The 17,835-nt window shown below is 45.2% G+C and carries 12 protein-coding genes; 7 read left to right on the top strand and 5 right to left on the bottom strand.

Annotated elements, in window-relative coordinates:
- Positions 1-156 precede the first annotated feature (156 nt).
- Both QUB77_RS00810 and QUB77_RS00805 read left to right on the top strand, forming a co-directional pair.
- A complete protein-coding gene (locus QUB77_RS00810) occupies positions 157-3,270 on the top strand; it encodes an efflux RND transporter permease subunit (protein ID WP_333169606.1) in 3,114 nt (1,037 codons plus the stop codon).
- A gap of 39 nt (positions 3,271-3,309) precedes the next feature.
- Complete coding sequence (locus QUB77_RS00805; RefSeq protein WP_333169603.1) at positions 3,310-3,789, top strand: hypothetical protein; 480 nt, start codon at positions 3,310-3,312, stop codon at positions 3,787-3,789.
- 106 nt (positions 3,790-3,895) lie between these two features.
- On the opposite strand, the gene QUB77_RS00800 is transcribed toward QUB77_RS00805, so the two are convergent.
- The 3 genes from QUB77_RS00800 to QUB77_RS00790 form a co-directional block, all read right to left on the bottom strand.
- Positions 3,896-4,849 (bottom strand): FTR1 family protein, encoded by a 954-nt coding sequence (locus QUB77_RS00800; protein WP_333169602.1) that lies wholly within the window; start codon positions 4,847-4,849, stop codon positions 3,896-3,898.
- Between the two features lie 78 nt (positions 4,850-4,927).
- Positions 4,928-5,956, bottom strand: a complete 1,029-nt coding sequence (locus tag QUB77_RS00795) for a helix-hairpin-helix domain-containing protein (RefSeq protein WP_333169599.1) — start codon at positions 5,954-5,956, stop codon at positions 4,928-4,930.
- Between the two features lie 164 nt (positions 5,957-6,120).
- Positions 6,121-7,125, bottom strand: a complete 1,005-nt coding sequence (locus QUB77_RS00790; RefSeq protein WP_333169597.1) for a multicopper oxidase domain-containing protein — start codon at positions 7,123-7,125, stop codon at positions 6,121-6,123.
- Between the two features lie 206 nt (positions 7,126-7,331).
- Here QUB77_RS00790 and rppA point away from each other — a divergent pair, with 206 nt between their 5' ends.
- The 5 genes from rppA to rpmB all read left to right on the top strand — a co-directional run bounded on the left by rppA (position 7,332) and on the right by rpmB (position 12,506).
- Positions 7,332-8,021, top strand: coding sequence for a two-component system response regulator RppA (gene rppA, locus QUB77_RS00785; protein WP_333169594.1), 690 nt, complete (start codon positions 7,332-7,334; stop codon positions 8,019-8,021).
- A gap of 86 nt (positions 8,022-8,107) precedes the next feature.
- Positions 8,108-8,338 (top strand): hypothetical protein, encoded by a 231-nt coding sequence (locus QUB77_RS00780; RefSeq protein ID WP_333169593.1) that lies wholly within the window; start codon positions 8,108-8,110, stop codon positions 8,336-8,338.
- A gap of 197 nt (positions 8,339-8,535) precedes the next feature.
- The gene (gene rppB / locus QUB77_RS00775) at positions 8,536-9,867 is read left to right on the top strand and encodes a two-component system sensor histidine kinase RppB (RefSeq protein WP_333169592.1); all 1,332 of its coding nucleotides are present in this window, start codon (positions 8,536-8,538) and stop codon (positions 9,865-9,867) included.
- Positions 9,868-10,120: 253 nt separating this feature from the next.
- Positions 10,121-12,109, top strand: coding sequence for a molecular chaperone HtpG (gene htpG, locus QUB77_RS00770; RefSeq protein WP_333169591.1), 1,989 nt, complete (start codon positions 10,121-10,123; stop codon positions 12,107-12,109).
- Between the two features lie 160 nt (positions 12,110-12,269).
- Positions 12,270-12,506, top strand: a complete 237-nt coding sequence (gene rpmB / locus QUB77_RS00765; protein ID WP_333065932.1) for a 50S ribosomal protein L28 — start codon at positions 12,270-12,272, stop codon at positions 12,504-12,506.
- A gap of 78 nt (positions 12,507-12,584) precedes the next feature.
- On the opposite strand, the gene QUB77_RS00760 is transcribed toward rpmB, so the two are convergent.
- Both QUB77_RS00760 and QUB77_RS00755 read right to left on the bottom strand, forming a co-directional pair.
- Positions 12,585-14,651, bottom strand: coding sequence for an adenylate/guanylate cyclase domain-containing protein (locus QUB77_RS00760; protein ID WP_333169589.1), 2,067 nt, complete (start codon positions 14,649-14,651; stop codon positions 12,585-12,587).
- 114 nt (positions 14,652-14,765) lie between these two features.
- Positions 14,766-17,738, bottom strand: coding sequence for an adenylate/guanylate cyclase domain-containing protein (locus QUB77_RS00755; protein WP_333169587.1), 2,973 nt, complete (start codon positions 17,736-17,738; stop codon positions 14,766-14,768).
- Positions 17,739-17,835: the final 97 nt, after the last annotated feature.

Genomic DNA, 17,835 nt, shown 5'->3' with positions numbered 1-17,835 from the left:
GATTTGAAATTTTAGCTGATTTATTAATCAAGGTTGGAAGTTAAAAGATTTCATCCTAATTTCATTGTTGGGTGTCAACGTAAATTGAATGGCTATTTAACGCCGCTCGCCCAACGGTGGCTGGTAGTCATCACCTCTATAAAATCAAATTATAAAATGTTCAGCACTATTCTTAGATGGGTAATTAACCGCCGCTGGTTAGTCGTTTTCGCCACCATTATTGTTAGTCTTTGGACATTTTCTATCATCCCCAAAATGTCCCTTGATGTCTTTCCTCCTTTTGCACCCCCGCAAGTCGAAATTCAGACGGAAGCACCGGGTCTGGCACCGGAAGAAATCGAGTCTTTGGTAACACTGCCAATCGAAAGTGCGATTAACGGAACTCCTGGGGTGACAGCAGTGCGATCGTCTTCTGCTGTGGGTCTTTCTGTGGTTAAGGTAATCTTTGATTGGGGAACTGAAATTTATCAAGCGCGCCAGTTGATAACAGAACGGTTGCAGCAAGCGCAAAGCAAACTCCCCGCCGGAGTAGAAACACCGCAAATTTCTCCGACAACTTCTCCTGTTGGCACTGTTATTACTTATGCTTTTACCTCGGAAACTACTCCTTTGATGGAAGTGCGCCGTCTGGTTGATTGGCAAGTCACAAATCGGCTTTTGGCTGTGACTGGCGTTGCTCAAGTGGTGGCTTACGGCGGCGAAGAAAGGCAGTATCAAGTATTAGTAGAACCTGCCAAGTTGAAAGCTTTTAATGTGTCGTTGCAGCAAGTTGCCGAAGCCGCTGCTGCTGCGAATGTTAACGCGCCGGGGGGGTATTTAATTACGCCGGATCGAGAAACTTTAATTCGGGGGGTGGGGCGGATTGAGTCTGTGGAAGATTTGCAGCAATCGGCGATCGACTCTCGCCACGGCACACCCGTCAGAATTGCTGATGTAGCTGATGTCAAGATTGGTGCTGCTATCAAGCGGGGCGATGGCAGTTTTAACGGCAAAAAAGCTGTGATTGTGATGGTAAACAGACAGCCAGTTGCTGATACTCCGACTGTTACTAAAGCGGTTGAGGCAGCAATGGCTGAGGTTCAGCAAGCTCTGCCCAAAGATATTAAAGTTACTGTGACTTTTCGACAGGAAGAATATATTAATTCCTCGGTGGAGAATGTGCGATCGGCTTTAGTTGAAGGCAGTATTATCGTCACCCTTATTCTCATCCCGTTTTTGATGAATTGGCGCACTCTGGCGGTTGTTTTGCTGGATTTCTTTCTGACTTGGCTGTTGGCGCTGCTGGCGATGTATTGGCTGGGGCTGGGGCTGAATACGATGACTTTGGGGGGTTTGTCGGTGGCGATCGGCACTGCGATCGACGATGCGATCGTTTATGCCGAAAATACCTACCGCAACTTGAGACAAAATACGTCTTCTCTTCATCCACGCCCGGTGATGGATGTGATTTTTGATGGCAGTCAGGAGGTGCGCGATTCGTTAATTGGAGCGACTGTTATTGGGATTGTGGTGTTTTCGCCAATTTTTACTTTGCCCGGTGTAGAAGGTAGAATTTTTACGCCTATGGGGATTACTTATCTGGTAGTTGTGGTGATTTCTAGTCTGGAGTCGCTGTTAATATCTCCGGCCCTTTGCGCTATCTTGTTGCCTAACAAACGTATGAGTGCTGCGGAACCTTGGCTGCCGAGATTTTGCAAGCGCATCTATCATTTTTTGATAAATTTTTCAATGCGATTTTCGGGAATTATTTTAGCTTTAGCTGCTGCTAGCATGGTGGCTGCATTAATTATTTTGCCTTCCTTTGGACGGGTGTTTTTACCGGAGTTTCAGGAGCAAACTTTGGTGAATACTATTATGCTTTATCCGGGGGTGTCTTTGGAGACAACAGATAGCGCGGCTTTTGCTATTGAAGATGCACTTAAGAATGATACCAGGTTTCAATACGTGCAAGTGCGATCGGGCAGAGCTCCGGGTGATGCTGATGCTGCGGGAGTTAATTTAGCTCACATTGATATCGGTTTGAGCGAGGAGGGCATGAAAAACAGGCCGCAAACTTTGGAGTCGCTGCGGCAGGAGTTTGCTAAATTGCCGGGAGTTGCACCAAATATCGGCGGTTTTATTTCTCACCGGATGGATGAGGTTTTATCTGGTGTCAGGAGTCAGATTGCTGTCAAAATCTTTGGCCCGGATTTGGATCAACTTCGCAGCATCGGTGCGAAAGTTGAAGAGCAAATGAAAACAGTTGAAGGCATTGTGGATTTGCAACTCGAACCGCAGGTGCCAGTGCCACAAATTCAAATTAAGTTTAACCGTCAAGCTGCGGGTAGATACGGTTTGAAAATCGGAGAGCTTTCTGAAATTATTGAAACAGCTTTAAACGGCAAAGTTGTGTCTCAAGTTTTGGAGGTGCAGCAAACTTTTGATTTAGTTGTTTGGTTGCAGCCTGAAGCTAGAAACAACCTAGAAACTATTCAGAATTTGTTGGTTGATACTCCAAGCGGCAACAAGATTCCCCTCGCCCAAGTTGCGACTGTCAAATACGGTACGGGGCCCAATACGATTAACCGCGAGAATGTTTCTCGCTTGATTGTGGCGGCGGCTAATGCTAAAGGTAGGGATTTGCGATCGGTTGTGAATGAAATTCAAGCTAAAGTTAAACGAGAGGTGCAGTTGCCTTTTGGCTATTTTATCCAGTACGGCGGTCAATTTGAAGCCGAACAAAGAGCTTCGCAAAATATTATGATATTTAGTGCGATCGCCTTTTTGGTAATTACAGTATTGATGTACTTGTCCGTCAAGTCCATTCCTTCAACTGCTATGATTATGATTAATTTGCCGATCGGATTAGTAGGAGGAGTAATTGCGGTAGCTTTGACTGGCGGCATCATCTCTGTAGCTTCCCTAGTTGGCTTTGTCACATTATTCGGCGTTGCTACCCGTAACGGCTTGCTTTTAGTAGACAACTACAACACTAAATTTGCTGAAGGACTGCCTTTTAAGGAAGCAATTATTAAAGGTTCGATGGAACGGCTCAACGCCATCCTGATGACCGCTTTAACTTCAGCTTTGGGTTTAGCACCTTTAGTATTTGAAGGGGGGGCAGGCAAGGAAATTTTGCAACCGCTGTCAGTAGTAGTTTTAGGAGGTTTATTTACTTCTACAGCACTAACTCTGTTAGTTTTGCCAGCTTTGTATGCTCAATTTCGGACATTTTTACGACCTCAAAAACCTCAGCCAGTTATTGAAGAGGGGAAGAGAGTTAATGTGTGATATTTTCTAATTATTGTTCCTCAGCAAGGAGTCAAACCAATGAAATCGCTCAAGTCAAATTTAATTGTTCTAGGTAGTGTCGGATTGCTGTTTTTGGGAGCTTGCAGTAAAGGCGACCAAGCAAGCGATCCAAATAACACTCCAGCCTCCCCTCCTGTCGCCTCTCAACCTGCGTCTTCTAGTCCCGCCACTGCTCCTGCAACAGCAACTAAAGGGGGGCAAGTTGTAAAGTCTGGAGCTTACTATTTAGAGTTTGTACCTGAAAAAGAAGCTACCGGAACTCATTTAGATGTTTTTTTGCAAAAAGGGGAGAAAAAGGAACCAGTTCCTAACGCCAAAGTGACGGCTCAAGTGCAGTTGCCGAATGGAAAGCAGCAAACCCTAGCTCTCAAGTATGATGCTGAGGGCAAACATTACGCTGTGGTGTTTCCCGGCAAAGATGCAGGAAGTTATCCCGTGAAAGTGACTGCGAATATTAACGGAGAAAAAGTTGACGGTCGTTTTACCTTCAATCAATAGATAGCTGATTTCCTAATGCGCTCTAACTTATGGGCGCATTAGTTATTAGCCACAAACAACTGCCTCCTGCATTTCCACTAAAAAGCCGATCGTATTTCGATCGCACTTAATTTCCTATTTCGTTACCTGAGTTTTTTTTGAACCGGAAAAACACTCGACCTGCCAGACTTTGGAAGTAGATGCCACCGACGGTAATTAAAAAGACGAAATAAGCCATCGCCTGCACGACATAAAGCTTATCCGTGTAGCCAAACAACGCACTCAACAACAAACCGGGAAACTGTTCTTGTGGCAGCACTTTCGAGGTATTCCAGACCATCGGCCCGAGAATGCAAGAGTGGACTTTAGCAAATCTTTCGTAATAGAAACACAGTGCTGCTGATTCGCGATTTGCTTGCGATAAAGTATTCATCACGCTGTCAAAAAGTCCCAAAGTAGATACCACTAAACCCGCTACAATAAAGAGCAATAAAATGCCCATATATTTGAAAAACAGGCGGATATTAATTTTCACTCCCCATTTGAACAAAAGGACGCCAATTCCGGTGGCTGAGAGAATGCCGCCCAAAGCGCCGAGCGCAGGAATAATGCCTTGTTGAAACTTGGCAACGACAAACAAAACAGTTTCAAATCCTTCGCGCAAAACAGCAATCAAAACTAAGCTAAATACGCCCCAACCGGCATGAGAGTTTTGGGTTAAAGCAGCACTCACAGCGCCTTCGACTTCGGCTTTCATAAATCGCGCTTGTTTGGTCATCCAAATCAGCATCCAGCTCAGCATTGCGATCGCTATAATCCCAAAGATTGCTTCTAGCAGCAATTCCATAATCGGTGCAAAAGGCTGATTGGATGCGGACAAAATTTGCATCGTCCAGACCAACAGTACACCTATAAAAGCGCTGGCAATAAGTCCAACCCCAACACCCCCAAAAACCCAAGGGCTTAAATAGCTTTGTCCCGACTTTTTGAGGCAAGCGAGAACGATTCCGACAACTAAGGCGGCTTCGACTCCTTCGCGGAGAGTAATTACAAATGTGGGCAATGCTTCGCTAAAATTCATCTTTTTAGTTGAGGTAATATCGGGAGGTAATTGGTAATTTTTTTTACCAATTACCGTTGGCGGTTTCAGTTAACTTTTTTATGAGGCGGGTTTGAGAACTTTTTGGCTGTCGTTCTCGATCGCTTTAACTAGCTGGTTGACTTGTTCCGTGGTTTTTACGGGGGCCGCCGGCGCGATCGCAGTTGGCCAATTTGCCTTAAGTTCAGTCATGTTGGCAACAATTGCTTTGTCAATTTCGGGGCTAGTTTTAGCCACTTGATCGGCAATATCTTTGTACAGGCTTTCCGCGTACATGACAAAACCCCGCGAATCTTGGTATTCAATAATTGCGGAAATTTTGCCGTTAGCAACTGCCGCTCCGTATTCGGAATTAGCTGTATCCAGCAAGCCGTTAATCACTTGCAGCACGAATTTCGGATCTTTTCGCTGCGTTTCGGGAAGGGCGGCAATTGCTCCATCAATTGCTTGCATTGATGTGGTAAATTCCGCCTTGACTTGAGCCGGATCTTTTGCACCCGCTTTAACTAAATCCTGCAATTTAATTAAAGTAGCCTTAAATTCAGGAATTTTACGCTCGTTTAGCTGATCTTCCACATCGGCATAAATTTCTTCTACTGGATGCCCGATGTGCGGTTCTGCCTGGTCTGGTTTGCCTTGATCCAAGAGTTCTTGGGCTACGAAAAGATGGCCTTTCATCAAGCCAAGTTTAGTCATGTAGTCTACATCTCTGGGTTCGCCTGTCAGCACCACATTTTCAATAGTTACCAAGTCTTTGATTTGGTCGAATTGCGCTTGAGTAATGACATTTTTTGAAACCAATTCTTCGACTTTTCCGTAAGGGCGGCTGGCTTGAATTTTGTTAGAAAGTGCCGGCACTCCTAACTTGGCTTCGAGTTTATCTAACTCTGAAAGAATCGCAGTATTGATGTTGATGGCGCCTTTGCCACCGTGATGCCCGCTGTGACCGCTTGTGGATGCGGGACTGGCTGTGGCAGCGGGTGAGGGTGTGCTGTCGGTGTTGCTAGCCGTGGGGGAAGCGCAACCGGCCAGAGCAACGAGGATGGCTGTAGCCGTAGCGGTCGGTAATAAGCGAAATGTGGATAACATGGCAGTTGCTAATTTTTACGTTATGTGGATTTGGTTTCGCAAGTTATTAAGAATTATTCTCAATTATTTGCGAGCTATTCATTCTACCTATTTGCGATCGAGCTTGTCAAATAATTTCATACTTTCTTTATTTGAATCGGCGCACCGTGGTAGCAGGATTTGGTTTAAGCGATGACTTCAAATACCCCCATGCAGCCTGCTTCGGCGATCGCATCTTGATGGGGATGAAACATAAATTTCCCAGCGTAGCCGTAGGTAAATTCTAAAATATGCCGTTCAGCTACTCCCATTGTGATTACATCGGTTCTTTCACTGGGAGTTAAAGTCATTCCCGTGCGATATACGTCAAAAAAGTTGGCGTGCAGGTGGAAGGTTACTGCCGCTTCGTACTCAATTAAGTTGAGAACGTACAGCCGGACTAGCTGATTTCGGTAAATAGGTATCGGGTTGTTCATGTAATAATTGGGCAACCCGTTAAAAGCGTAAAGTTCGTTTTTTTTGTCGTCGTTTACGTCGTATCCTCCCATGATTAACAAGATTTCATCGGCGGGAGGGCGGGGTTTTGGCGGATCGATGATGAACATTCCATAGAGTCCTTTACCTATATGGCGAGTTACGGGCTCAATATGGCAGTGATATAGATGCACTCCGTAGGGATTGGCATCGAATTCATAAATAAATACCGAACCGTGTTTCACTGGTTTAACGCCATCCATTTCGCTGGTATGAACGCCGTGAAAGTGCAGCGAATGAGAATCTCCGGCTTTGTTATAAAAAATGACGCGGATTCGATCGCCCTCTGTTGCCCTCAATGTTGGCCCCGGTACGCGATTGTTCACGTTCCAGGTGTTGAAAGTGACGGCGCTGTTAAGTTGGACGATCGAAGTATTAGCTTCCAGACGAAATTCGCGTACCGTGCGCCCGTTTTCGTGCGTCACCGTGCCGTAATCAAAATCCCGCGCAATTTGCATCGGGTTGATATTGCTGACGGTGAGTGCATCTGCGGGCATAGGCGGTATTCTCGCGACTGATGTCGGTTTGCGAGTCAAGTTTTGAAGTGCGATCGCGCCCCCCGCTACCCCAGCCCCAGCTATTCCTAGCTGTAGCAGTTGGCGGCGACTCCAGCGCCCAGCCTTTTTAATGGCGGGACGATCGGATAAATCTGTCATACTTATTGAAAAATTTTCTCAAAAATTTACTCGTGGTTGATTATAAGACATTACCAGCTTGTTGTCAATTATTATCAACTGTTCTCTTTTTCTGCGAATTCAGAAAATTTCATGCTGATTTCATCTCAGTATGTGAGCTTAAAGATTGGGGTAGATGCTGCCGATCGCTAACAATGTATAAGGATTTACCGCTATAAATTAGAGTTATGAGAGTTTTGCTAGTTGAAGATGAGCCAGATTTAGGAAAAGCGATCGAGCGAACCTTAAAGCAGGAAAAATATATAGTTGATTGGGCCCTAGATGGCAGTGAAGCTTGGGAATATTTAGACAGCCAGTGGACGCAATATAACCTGGCTATTTTTGACTGGTTGCTACCAGGATTGTCAGGATTGGAACTGCTACGGAGATTGCGTGCTAAAAATAGCGCTCTGCCAGTTTTGATGCTAACAGCAAAAGACCGAATGGAAGATAAAGTTGCGGGACTAGACGCCGGGGCTGACGATTATTTAGTTAAACCGTTTGGCATGGCGGAACTGTTAGCAAGATTGCGGGCTTTGCAAAGGCGATCGCCCCAAATTCAACCGCAACAGCTACAGGTAGGGAATCTGGTTTTGGACTGCGGAAATCGAACTGTGTGCCATCTCGATCGAAGTGGTAACAGCCAGATAATTTCTCTAACAAACAAAGAGTTTCAACTGCTAGAATACTTTATGAAACATCCCAACCAAATTATCACCACTGACCAAATTCGGAATCAGCTATGGGAGGCGAGTGCAGATACCTTTAGCAATGTGGTAGCAGCTCAAGTGCGCTTGCTGCGGCGCAAACTTGAGTCTGTTGGCGGCACGAATTTAATTGAAACTGTACACGGCGTCGGATACCGCATGAGAAATTAAAGCTGTAGGGGCAACAGCGGGCGGATTATATCTCGTTTCCAGTATCTGGCTATAATATAGAAAATTCGATCGTCAAAATGACTGCTATGAAAGATTTAATCCAACAAGAGTTAGAAAAGCTCGATCTAAAACAATTCAAACAAGTATTTGAATTTATTGCCTTCCTAAAAGTCCGTGCCCGATTAGCTACTATTCCAGCAATCGATGAAACTAACTTAGCTGCAATCTACGGCGAATTTGCCGAAGAAAACCGACAACTTGCGGAACTCGGAATAAGCGAATATGCAGAACTCCTAAAACATGAGGATTTGGCATGACAGCCAAATATAAAAAATGTATTATTACCGGAAAATGTGTATTTTGATAGGACTTAGACACGGGTGTAATAAACCTGATTATTTAAGAGCTTATTCTCTCTTTTCTCCTCCTCTGCGTTCTCTGCGTCCTCTGTGGTAGGAAAAAAAATATCATCTTCAACTAATTACCAATTACAATTACTAGCAAGATATGAAAGGTGAATCAAAATAAACTATTTAACCGAACTCGCTGGCAATTAGCCATTTCCTATGCGGCTGTAATGGGTTTGATTTTAAGCTTGTTGGGATTTGGCGTATATAAGGCGATCGCCCACGCTCACTGGGTAGCCATAGACCGGGAATTAGAATCCGTAGCGGGGACGCTACACGACAGCCTAGAACTCAAATTGCAGCAGCCCGGACGCTTGGAGCCAATAGTAAACGAACTTTTGCCCAACCTCCGCCTAATTGGAGTTAAAGGCATTAAAGAACAGTTGCCAAGCCGCCATATTTTAAGCGCTATCAACCAAGGCTATTACTATATTCGTTTATTTGATGATTCGGGCAAATTAATTGCTACCGCAGGCGCTTATCCCGAAGAATTACCACCAGAATTTAACTCCCAATACTGGCAAACAATAACTGATACCAAAGGCAATGTTTACCACCAAATTTCTGTAGCGCTACACACCCAAACACAGCAAGATTGGGGATATTTTCAAGTTGGGCGGAGCCTGCAAGACTTCAATGATTATCTCAGTACAGTGAAATGGGTTTTGAAATTAGGATTGCCTACAGCATTGATTTTGATTGGCTTTGCTAGTTGGTTGTTGGCAGGATTGGCCATGAAACCGATTTATTCTTCCTACCGACAAATCCAACAGTTTACAGCGGATGCCGCCCACGAATTGCGGACGCCTTTAGCGGCTTCCCAGGCGACAGTAGAATCGGCGCTGTTGACGCCTCAATTAGATGAAAAAGAAGCGCGGGAAATTTTGCGGACAATCGATCGCCAAAACCGACGTTTGACTCAGTTAGTTGCTGATTTGCTGCTGCTGGCTCGCATGGATAATCAAGCGATACGCGATCGCCCTCAATTATGTTGTTTGAATGACCTTGTTAGCGATTTAGTAGAGGAATTGGCAGCTTTGGCGATCGCTTCTAAGGTAGCGTTAACATCCGAAGTGCGAGTGCAGCAGCAATTAAATGTTGTCGGCAATTCCGATCAACTTTATCGCTTAGTTGCTAATTTAATTGTTAATGCCATTCAATACACTCCGGCGGGCGGGAAAGTAACTGTTATGTTAGATTGCAGCCACCAGGAGGCGATCGTTCAGGTTCAAGATACCGGTATTGGGATCGCGGCGGCAGATTTAGAGCGAATATTCGATCGATTCTACCGAGTCAACAGCGATCGATCCCGCCATACCGGCGGTTCGGGACTGGGATTGGCGATCGCCCAAACCATAGCCCGCGCCCACCGCGGCAGCCTCAACGCCTGCAGCGAATTGGGTTCCGGCAGCACCTTTCTCCTGCAGTTGCCTATGTGAGCTACTATGTGAGGGCAACTGACATCTTGCACCACGATCGAGAACAGGCTGTCCGGCCTGTTCCACAAAGAGTAATTCTTGTGGTGGGGTGGGCATCCTGCCCGCCCTTAAAAGGCTGATTGAGAATTGTGCAAGATGTGGGGAAAACCGAATCATCTTTTTGTGGTAATCCCTTTTGCAGAAGAGAGCACGATCGCCGAAAATCATTAAATAGCTATTTCTCAGCAATTAGCAGTCATCACAGAGAAAAATTATGACAGTTTTAGAACAGGGAACAATCTCAATCCATACCGAAAATATTTTCCCGATTATCAAGAAGTCGCTATATACTGACCACGAAGTCTTCTTGCGGGAACTAATTTCTAACGGCGTCGATGCCATTGCCAAACTCAAAATGGTTTCCCGTTCCGGCGAATACGGCGGGGACATGGGCGAACCGCAAATCAACATAGCGATCGACCAAGAAAACAAAACCCTCTCAATTTCCGATAACGGCATCGGCATGACCGCCGATGAGGTAAAAAAATACATCAACCAAGTCGCTTTCTCCAGCGCAGAAGAATTTATTCAAAAATACCAAGGCAGTGGCGACGACGCAATTATTGGTCACTTCGGTCTAGGTTTCTACTCTTCTTTCATGGTGGCGAAGAAAGTAGACATTGACACCCTTTCTTACCAAGAAGGCTCGCAAGCAGTACACTGGTCTTGCGACGGTTCTCCCGCTTTTGAACTATCAGAATCTTCCCGCACGGAACGCGGCACTACTATTACTCTTACCCTCCAAGACGAAGAACAAGAATATTTAGAACCCAGTCGCATTAAGCAGTTAATCAAAACTTACTGCGATTTCATGCCAGTTCCCATCAAATTTGAGGGAGAGGAACTCAACAAGCACAAAGCAATTTGGCGGGAATCAGCCAGCAATTTGCAAAAAGAAGATTACTTGGAACTCTACCGCTACCTTTATCCGTTCCAAGACGAGCCGCTGCTGTGGGTACACCTGAATACAGATTATCCTTTCATTGTCAACGGCATTCTTTACTTTCCCAAACTGCGGCCGGATGTCGATGTTACCCAAGGCAATATTAAGCTATTCTGCAACCAGGTTTTTGTCAGCGACCACTGCGAAGAAATTATCCCGAAATTCTTGATGCCGCTGCGGGGCGTTATTGACAGTACCGACATTCCGCTGAACGTTTCTCGCAGTTCTTTGCAAAGCAATCGCACTGTGCGGAGAATCGCTGATTATATTGCGAAAAAAGTGGGCGATCGCCTAAAAGAACTCTACCGCGACGACCGCAACGAATACATCCGCTGCTGGCAAGATATCGGCACTTTTGTCAAATTCGGAACTCTCAACGATGACAAGTTCAAAAAGCAAGTCGAAGATATTTTAATCTACCGCAGCACCTACGAACCAACAGCCGAGAAGCCAGAAACTGTAACGCCCGAAGTTCAGGTGCAAAGTGAGGAAGGAGATTTGTGGCAAGATGTCACTCCGAAGTCGGAAAATTCTACTTCCACGCAGCCTTACACGACTCTAAAAGAGTATTTGGAACGCAATCAAAAACGCCACGAAAATCGCGTGTTTTATTGTACCGATCCGGCGTCGCAAGCAACTTACGTGGCCATGCACAAAAGCCAAGGTTTAGAAGTGCTGTTTATGGATTCTTTCATCGACACGCACTTTATCAGCTTCTTGGAAAGAGAATACTCTGATGTCAAATTCTCGCGGGTTGATTCCGACATCGACGAAACGCTAATTGACAAAGAGAAAGAAGCGGAAATTGTCGATCCGGCGACGAATAAAACTCGCAGCGAACAAGTTAAAGAAATGTTCCAAAAAGCTCTCAATAAGCCGAAAGTGAACATTCGCACAGAAGCTTTGAAGTCTGATTCTGCGGAGGCGACGCCACCTGCGATCGTACTTTTGCCGGAAGCTTTGCGCCGGATGCGCGACATGACGGCGCTTTTGCAGCAGCAAGCGGCCGAATTCCCCGAAGAACACGTTTTGCTGGTGAATACCTCTCACCCGCTGATTCAAAATCTGGCTAGTTTGAGTCAGGGTGCGATTATTCAAGGCGGTGGGGAGTCTCCGTCAAGTCAGTTGGCGAGTATGATTTGTCACCACGTTTACGACTTGGCTTTGATGGCCCAGAAGGGTTTCGATGCTGAAGGGATGAAGGATTTTGTCGAGCGATCGAATCAAGTCTTGACAAAATTGACGGAACGTGCAATGTAATTACCCCCCCAACCCCCCCTTGCTAAGGGGGGGAGTAAGAGTTTATTTCTATTGGTAAAGGGATAAGTCAAGCCTTCTTCCTTCTTCCTTCTTCCTTCTTCCTTCTTCCTTCGGGTATAATGAAATGCTGCACGCAAAAAACGGTAATCTGGAGAGAAGTATGTCACGGAAATGTCAGCTAACGGGAAAGAAGGCGAATAACGGTTTTGCAGTTTCTCACTCGCACCACCGCACTCACAAATTGCAAGAGGCAAATTTGCAGTGGAAGCGGGTTTGGTGGCCGCAGGAGAAGCGCTGGGTAAGATTGCACCTTTCTACAAAGGCGATTAAAACCTTGCAAAACAAGGGTTTGGAAATCATGGCGAAGGAAGCTGGAATTAACCTGTACAAGCTTTAAAAAACTTGGCTAAATTAAAATGAGGGCGATCGCACTTTCAAATGTGCGATCGCCCTTACTTTGAGAGAAAAACCTTTACTAGAGCAATTTTCGGCATTTTAGTAAATAAGTAGTCATCTCGCCTTTGCCTTTAACTTCGATCGCGCCGCGGTTTTCAAAGGAATACTTTTCTTGCAACTGCTGATAAGTTGTCTCTGTTACCTGAATACACCCCGGTAAGCCGTGAGATTCCATGCGGGAAGCGGTGTTAACGGTGTCTCCCCACAAATCGTAAATAAATTTTTTAATACCGATGACTCCGGCGACAACCGGGCCAGTGTTGATGCCGATTCTGATGCTGAAATCTTGATTGTGGATATTGCTGAAGTCAGTAATTGCCTGCTGCATATCGATCGCCATTTCTGCGATCGCTTCTGCGTGATCCGGGCGAGGAATGGGCAAGCCTCCAACTACCATGTAAGCGTCGCCAATGGTCTTAATTTTTTCCAAACCGTGCCTTTCTGCTAGGTTGTCAAATGTCGAAAAGATGTCATTCAGCAAGGCTACTAATTGCGTTGGAGAAACTCGCGAACTGAGTTGAGTAAAGCCTACTATGTCCGCAAATAACACCGTAACGTCAGCAAAAGTGTCTGCGATCGTACTGTCTCCTCGCTTCAACCGATTTGCTATTTCTTCAGGCAAAATATTCAACAACAAGCGTTCTGATTGTTCCTGTTGAACTCGCAGTGCACTTAAAGTATCATTCAGAGCATTAGTTCGTTCTTTCACTCTAAATTCTAACTCTTCATTCAGCTTGTAAAGCGCCATTTCAGCCCGCCTGCGGTCTGTGATATCCGTACCAATTGCCAGCATTCCCGCGAACTTTCCTGCCGCGTCAAACAGCGGTTTATTTGCCCAGGAGACCCAAACGCGATCGCCGCTGCGCCGGATACTTTCATTTTCATTTCGCGTGTATTGTTCTGGGTTTTGCAAAATATCTCTCAACTTTGCTGCCAAGTCATTTCCTGCTGTATCTCTCTGAGGAATGATGGTTCCCACTGCATTTTTGCCAATAATCTCTTTTTCCTCGTAACCAAAAAACTTCTGTGCAAATTCGTTAAAAAAAGTAATATTTCCTCGCCTATCTATTTTTAAAATAATGCTGTTAGCATTTTCCACTAATTCCCGATACTTAATTTCGCTTTGCCGCAGCGAATCCTCTGCTGAGGCGCGTTCGGCTACTGTCGCCGCCAACAGCAGCGATGTAACTACAATTACGCTCATAAAAGCCTGCAAAAATAAGATTGCCTGATTGATATTTTCCGCTTTGGCAATAAAGGGGCCACCTCCCTGAGAACCGCCCCAAATGGCGATACTGGATACAATGAAAGATGCTAAAACCGCCCCTACCTGACCGAATTGAATGGTTGCCCAAATTACCAAGGGAAATGGCAAGTATTCGAGGGGATAACCGGAAAGGCTACCTTCACTTTTTGAGTTGTAGACTAGCCAACTGACTGTTACTAATAACACCAGGCCTATTCCGGCACAGATGCGATTTACAATTGTTTTAGAACCTGTAGTTGGTAAAGGGCTGGGCGCGGGTTTGTGGTTGTATATAATCAACAGCAGGGGAGTAAAAATTAAAACTCCTAATGTATCTCCGAGATACCAATTCCATCGAATGTGCCAATATTCGCTCCATTCCACTAAACCAGTTACACAGAGGCGCAGCGTGCCGAGAGTGCAGTTGATTTGAGTTGCAACTAAAGCACCGCCAAAGACTAAATTGAGTACATCGATTAGCCGCTCAAGTGAGGGGCGAAACTTTAGCTGTTGCAGCAAAGTAAATGCGCACAAAGCTTGTAAACAAGCGCAAAATGCACTAAGTGTTGCGAGTGTTAAAGACACCTTAAGGTTAATAGTTTCGTAAAAAACTACGCCTAAAGCTATTCCCGGCCAAACGCGCCGACCAAATAATAAAATTGCAGCTTGTGCAATTCCTGCTGGCGGCCAGACGCAGGTAGCTAATTTGTTTACCCCTGGGACTGAAACTGCTATTTTTGCTGCCAAAGCGTAAGCAAAAGCAAGGGCAGCTACTTGTGCTAAGTATTGCCAATTTCTAGATTGAGGAAATCGCAGAAACTGATTTTTTTTGGGGTTCATACTGAGTGTTATATTTTTAACTAACTATAGCAACCGCGCCCGAACATTAAGAGATTATTAATTGCTGAAACATGACTTCTTATATTGCTTCTTCCTTCTTGCTTCTTCATTAGGCTATAAGTTGATACCTGTAAGAAAATAAGTGTTCATCTGGCCTTTGCCTTTGACTTCGATCGCGCCGCGGTTTTCAAAGAAATACTTTTCTCGCAATTGCTGATAAGTTGTCTCTGTTACGTGAATGCACCCCGGCAAGCCGTGGGATTCCATGCGGGAAGCGGTGTTAACGGTGTCTCCCCACAAATCGTAAATAAATTTTTTAATACCGATTACTCCGGCGACAACCGGGCCGCTGTTGATGCCGATTCTGATGCTGAAATCTTGATTGTGGGTATGGCTGAAGTCCATAATTGCCTGCTGCATATCTAGGGCCATTTGGGCGATCGCCTCTGCATGATCGCTGCGGGGCATCGGCAGCCCTCCTACTACCATGTAGGCGTCGCCAATCGTCTTAATTTTTTCCAATCCGTGCTTTTCTGCTAGGAGATCGAATGTGGAAAAAATGTCGTTAAGCAAGGAAACTAATTCGGGCGGAGAAATTTGGGAACTAATTTGGGTAAAACCGACTATATCTGCAAACAATACTGTTACTTCGGAAAATGTATCGGCGATGATGCTTTGGTCTTGTTTTAATCTGTCTGCGATCGGTTGCGGTAAAATGTTGAGTAGGAGGCGATCGGATTTTTCTTGTTCTAAGCGCAAAGCTGCCTCAGCTTGTTTGCGAGTTGTGATATCTTGAACAGTACCTTCGTAATAAAGCAAATTTCCGTAGGAATCGCGCACGGTATAAGTATTTTCCGAAACCCAAATGATGCTGCCATCTCGGCGGTAAATTTGAGATTCAAAATCCGATACTTTGCCTTGTTCTTCTATTAAGCGGACAACTTCGGCGCGGCGATCGGGGTCAACATAAAGTTGTTGGTTAATATCAGTTAATGTGCCGACCAATTCCTCGCCCGAATTGTAACCGTAAATGCGAACCAAAGCAGGATTGGCGCTGAGATATTGCCCATCTGGGGTAGTTTGAAAAATGCCGACGATCGCATTTTCAAAAATGCTGCGGTATTTTTCTTCAGCTTGCCGCAGCGCTTCTTCAGCCCGCTGGCGTTCTCGCGCTTCCATTGCGAAAGTTACAGAGTCTGCTAGAGAAACAGCGAAACTTTGTTCTTCAATCGTCCAAAAGCGACCTATTCCTACGTGTTCTAAACAGAGAACTCCTGCTGTTTCACCGCCTATTTGAATCGGCGTATCTAGCATGGAAGTGATGCCCAACGGAATTAGGTAAGATTCCGCAAATTCTTTAGTTCTAAAATCGTTTTGCGCGTCAAAGGCAGCAATTGCGCGTTCTTCTCGCAGTGTTTGAAAATAGACAGGATAGTCTGCTGCTGTTAATTTCAAACCCTGTGAGTGCTGGTTGAGAGTGCGATCGAACAAATCCAGGCACTCCATCTTGGATTTAGTGCGATCGTACAGCCAGACGCTCGATCGGGCAACTTCCAGAGTACGGCTAGCAGTTTGAGTTATTTGTTGAAGCGCTTTTGTTAAGTCGCCTTGATTCAGCGCTTTATTTTTGGCTAAATCAATTAATGCCGATTTCTGTTTCTGTAGCTGAAGTTCGCTTTGTTTCAGGGCATTTGTCCGCTCTTCAACTCGGATTTCCAGCTTTTCATTCAGCTTTTGCAGCGCTATTTGAGCTTTTCGGCGATCGGTGATATCCGTCCCGATGCAGAGGATTCCCAGGATTTCTCCCGCTGAACCAACCAGCGGTTTATTTGCCCAAGATACCCAAACGCGATCGCCACCGCGCCGGAGGTTTTCATTTTCATAGCTGGTAAAGCGATCGGGATTTTGTAAAATTTCATTATAAACCAACTCTAAGTTCTTCCCTTCGAGGTCGCTCTGGGGAATAATTGTTCCCATTGCATTTTTACCAATGATTTCTTCCTGAGTGTAGCCAAAGAATATTTCCGCAAATTCGTTAAAAAAAATAATATTGCCGTTAGCATCCAATTTCAGAATAATGCTGCTAGCATTTTCCACCAATTCTCGATATTTAATTTCGCTTTCTCGCAGGGAATTTTCGGCCTCGGCGCGTTCAGCTACTGTCGCTGCCAATAACAGCGAGGTAATTGTAACTACAGCCATAAAAGCTTGCAAAAATAAGATGGCCTGAGTGATATTGTCGGCTTTGGCTATGAACGGCCCCCCTCCCTGAGAACTGCCCATAATTGCGATGCTTGAGACAATGAACGATGCTAGGACAGCGGCTCGTTGACCGAATTGGAGCGCCGACCAAATTATCAAAGGAAACGGCAAATATTCCAGGGGATAACGAGAAATAGAAGCTTCACTTTTCGACACAAAGACAAGCCAGCTCACGCTAATTAATAATATTAACCATACTCCCCGCCAAATTAAATATCTTTGCTGACGGCCTGTTTGTCTTTTTAAACGCTCGGCGGTTACTTTAGGGCGAAGAAATATTAGAATTAAGGGAGTGAAAATTAAAACTCCCATTGTGTCTCCCAACCACCAATTCCACCGAAGCGACCAATATCCTGCCCAATCTACTTTTCCGGCTAAATATATAGAAAACGCGCCAATAGTGCAACTGATTTGAGTAGAAATTAGAGCGCAAAACAATATTAAATTAACTACATCTTTCAAGCGAGCCAGAGACGGACGAAACCCCATCCAGCGCAGGGCAGTTACTGCAAAAACAGCTTGCAGAATGGCGCCGACGTTTCCTCCCAGCCAAACCGCGAATATCTGTTCATTTGGGTTAACAAAATTTAGCAGAAATGTACCCAAAACTATGGCAGGCCAGACTTTACTCCCAAACAATAACAGTCCAGCTTGTGCAATTCCTGCAGGTGGCCACACCGAGGCAGCAAAAGGATTGACACCTTGAATTGAAATGGCTAGCCTCGCCCCCACGGCGTAAGCAACAGCAACGACAGTTACTTGAACTAAGTACCGCCCAATTCGGGATTGAGGGAATCGAAGAAACTGATTTAGGTTCAGATTCATATCGAGTTTTAAGTTTTAGGGAATTTCACATTTGGTCTTTAAAGTTCACGGCAGAAAGAAGGAAGAGGGATGAAGGAAGAAGGAAGCTAATGTAGGG

The organism is Microcoleus sp. AT9b-C3, from assembly GCF_036705485.1.
Classification (GTDB): Bacteria; Cyanobacteriota; Cyanobacteriia; order Cyanobacteriales; family Microcoleaceae; genus Microcoleus.
The sequence above is the reverse complement of the archived record's forward strand: the minus strand, read 5'-3'. Positions and strand labels throughout refer to the sequence as shown.

What these genes read in the sequence shown, in the direction of transcription:
- QUB77_RS00810 (WP_333169606.1), top strand. Translation starts at nt 157, where the DNA reads ATGTTCAGCACTATTCTTAGATGGGTAATTAACCGCCGCTGGTTAGTC.
- QUB77_RS00805 (WP_333169603.1), top strand. Translation starts at nt 3,310, where the DNA reads ATGAAATCGCTCAAGTCAAATTTAATTGTTCTAGGTAGTGTCGGATTG.
- QUB77_RS00800 (WP_333169602.1), bottom strand. Translation starts at nt 4,849, where the DNA reads ATGAATTTTAGCGAAGCATTGCCCACATTTGTAATTACTCTCCGCGAA.
- QUB77_RS00795 (WP_333169599.1), bottom strand. Translation starts at nt 5,956, where the DNA reads ATGTTATCCACATTTCGCTTATTACCGACCGCTACGGCTACAGCCATC.
- QUB77_RS00790 (WP_333169597.1), bottom strand. Translation starts at nt 7,125, where the DNA reads ATGACAGATTTATCCGATCGTCCCGCCATTAAAAAGGCTGGGCGCTGG.
- rppA (WP_333169594.1), top strand. Translation starts at nt 7,332, where the DNA reads ATGAGAGTTTTGCTAGTTGAAGATGAGCCAGATTTAGGAAAAGCGATC.
- QUB77_RS00780 (WP_333169593.1), top strand. Translation starts at nt 8,108, where the DNA reads ATGAAAGATTTAATCCAACAAGAGTTAGAAAAGCTCGATCTAAAACAA.
- htpG (WP_333169591.1), top strand. Translation starts at nt 10,121, where the DNA reads ATGACAGTTTTAGAACAGGGAACAATCTCAATCCATACCGAAAATATT.
- rpmB (WP_333065932.1), top strand. Translation starts at nt 12,270, where the DNA reads ATGTCACGGAAATGTCAGCTAACGGGAAAGAAGGCGAATAACGGTTTT.
- QUB77_RS00760 (WP_333169589.1), bottom strand. Translation starts at nt 14,651, where the DNA reads ATGAACCCCAAAAAAAATCAGTTTCTGCGATTTCCTCAATCTAGAAAT.
- QUB77_RS00755 (WP_333169587.1), bottom strand. Translation starts at nt 17,738, where the DNA reads ATGAATCTGAACCTAAATCAGTTTCTTCGATTCCCTCAATCCCGAATT.